Origin of the sequence: Microcystis sp. M165S2 (genome assembly GCF_020245885.1) — a bacterium.
Taxonomy (GTDB): Bacteria; Cyanobacteriota; Cyanobacteriia; order Cyanobacteriales; family Microcystaceae; genus Microcystis.
In genome coordinates this window covers 1-2,737 of record NZ_JADBTZ010000116.1, presented here as the reverse complement: position 1 = coordinate 2,737, position 2,737 = coordinate 1, and the positions used below count along the sequence as shown (strand labels likewise).

Genomic DNA, 2,737 nt, shown 5'->3' with positions numbered 1-2,737 from the left:
GGGTTTTGAAGGGTTGTCATCCGTTGTCATAATTGTACCGGAAGGCAATTGATAGCCTGTTAAATTCTCTTGTTTCCACCACCTCCAAGCCGTTCGATAACTTATTCTTGTTTTTTTTGCCTAGTCTGATAGTTTCCTGTCCATATATTACCATGGCTGGCTATATATGACTATATTTGCATTGAAACTTTACAATACCATCAGTTTGAGAATTCCCAGAAGGCAACAAAAAAATGACTATTTCCTTGCTATAAGTATTGTAGATGTCAAGAGTGTTAACTGAATGTCTATAGTGGTATCCCCCGAACAAGTCCATCAAATCGTCAACAACCTCCATCACGATCCCTTTGAGGTTTTGGGGGCCCATCCCCTAGAAAAAGAAGGAAAAGTGAATAAATGGGTTGTTAGAGCCTATTTACCGAAAACCACGGCCGCTTGGGTTATTTTACCGTCCCAAAGACAAGAATATCCCATGAAGACCGCTTATCATCCCCATTTTTTCGAGTGCGTCATCGATATCGGTGAACTGAACAATTATCAATTACGCATCCACGAGGGAGAACAGGAACGGGTAATCTATGATTCCTATGCCTTCCGTTCTGCCAAACTCAGCGATTTTGATTTACATCTGTTTGGGGAGGGCAACCATCATCGCATTTATGAAAAATTAGGGGCGCATTTAGCCGAAATCGAGGGTATTAAAGGGGTTTATTTTGCCGTTTGGGCCCCTAATGCCCGCAACGTCTCGATTATTGGTGATTTCAATAACTGGGATGGTCGTGATCACCAAATGCGGAAACGTAATAATATGGTCTGGGAATTGTTTATCCCAGAAATCGGTGTTGGCACTAAATATAAATACGAGATCAAAAATTGGGAAGGTCATATTTACGAAAAATCTGATCCCTACGGTTTTGCCCAAGAAGTACGCCCGAAAACCGCCTCGATCGTGGCCAATTTAGATAGCTATACTTGGGATGATAGCGATTGGATGGAAAAACGCCGCCATAGCGATCCTTTAACTCAACCGGTTTCCGTTTACGAATTACACCTCGGTTCTTGGCTGCACACTTCTAGTGCCGAACCCCCCCGTTTACTTTCTGGGGAAGGGGAACCGGTTCCTGTGTCGGAATGGAACACTGGGGCGCGCTTTTTGAGTTACTACGAGTTGGCCGAAAAACTAATTCCCTACGTTAAAGAATTAGGTTGCACCCATATCGAATTATTACCGATCGCCGAGCATCCTTTTGATGGTTCTTGGGGTTATCAAGTGACGGGTTATTTTGCCCCCACCAGTCGCTACGGCAATCCTGAAGATTTCATGTATTTTGTCGATCAATGTCACCAAAATGGCCTTGGTGTGCTAGTGGATTGGGTCCCCGGTCACTTCCCCAAAGATGGCCACGGGTTAGCTTTCTTTGATGGTACTCATCTTTACGAACACGGCGACCCGCGCAAAGGGGAACACAAGGAATGGGGAACCTTAATTTTTAACTACGGTCGCAACGAAGTCAGAAATTTCCTCGTCGCTAATGCTCTTTTTTGGTTCGATAAGTACCATATTGACGGCATTCGCGTGGATGCGGTGGCTTCCATGCTCTATCTCGATTATTGTCGTAAAGATGGGGAATGGGTGGCTAACGAGTACGGTGGCCGGGAAAATTTAGAGGCCGCTGAATTCCTGCGTCAAGTCAATCATGTGATTTTTAGCTATTTCCCCGGAATTCTCTCTATTGCCGAAGAATCCACCGCTTGGCCGATGGTGTCCTGGCCCACCTATATGGGCGGTTTAGGCTTTAATTTGAAGTGGAATATGGGCTGGATGCACGATATGCTCGATTATTTCGGCATGGATCCTTGGTTCCGTCAATTCCATCAAAATAATGTCACTTTTAGTATGTGGTATAACCACAGCGAGAATTATATGCTGGCTTTGTCCCACGATGAAGTGGTTCACGGCAAAAGTAATATGATTGGCAAAATGCCGGGGGATGAGTGGCAAAAATTCGCCAATGTCCGGGCATTATTTAGCTATATGTTTACCCACCCCGGCAAGAAAACCCTGTTTATGAGCATGGAATTTGGCCAGTGGAGTGAGTGGAATGTTTGGGGTGATTTGGAGTGGGGTCTTTTGCAGTATCAACCCCATCAACAGCTAAAACGCTTTTTCACTGATTTGAACGCCACCTATAAGAGTGAACCTGCTTTATATACCCAGGATTTTGGTCAGGATGGCTTTGAGTGGATCGACTGTAGTGATAATAGTCATAGCGTCGTTTCTTTCCTGCGCTGGAGCAAAAATTGGCAGGAGTTTGTGGTGGTGGTCTGTAATTTTACTCCCCAACCCCACAGCCATTATCGCGTTGGTGTACCTCATCCCGGTTTTTATCAGGAAATCTTTAACAGCGATGCGGGTAAATATGGCGGTAGTAATATGGGCAACCTTGGCGGTAAATGGTCGGAGGAATGGTCCTATCATAGCCGTCCCTACTCGATCGATCTCTGTTTACCACCTTTAGGGGTTTTAGTTCTCAAAATCGATCCTAATGCTTCTGGGGAATAGGGAAGCTTTTTTCAGTGATCAGTAAACAGTAAACAGTTATCGAAAATTTGGGTTAAAACCCCGTCGTTTTACGACGGCTTTAAGCTACAATGGAAAAAGCGATAACCAAGCTAAAAACTGAACCTTGACCACAGATAGTAGGGGGTTTCGTTCAGAAAAGACTTCAAATTCGGC

Annotated in this window: 1 protein-coding gene; it reads left to right on the top strand. The window is 44.6% G+C overall.

The window, feature by feature from the left end; all coding sequences use genetic code 11:
* Positions 1 to 283 precede the first annotated feature (283 nt).
* Positions 284 to 2,563, top strand: coding sequence for a 1,4-alpha-glucan branching enzyme (glgB, locus tag IM479_RS06080; RefSeq protein ID WP_287685014.1), 2,280 nt, complete (start codon positions 284 to 286; stop codon positions 2,561 to 2,563).
* Positions 2,564 to 2,737: the final 174 nt, after the last annotated feature.

Coding starts and splice junctions, on each gene's coding strand:
- glgB (WP_287685014.1), top strand. CDS start 284: ATGTCTATAGTGGTATCCCCCGAACAAGTCCATCAAATCGTCAACAAC.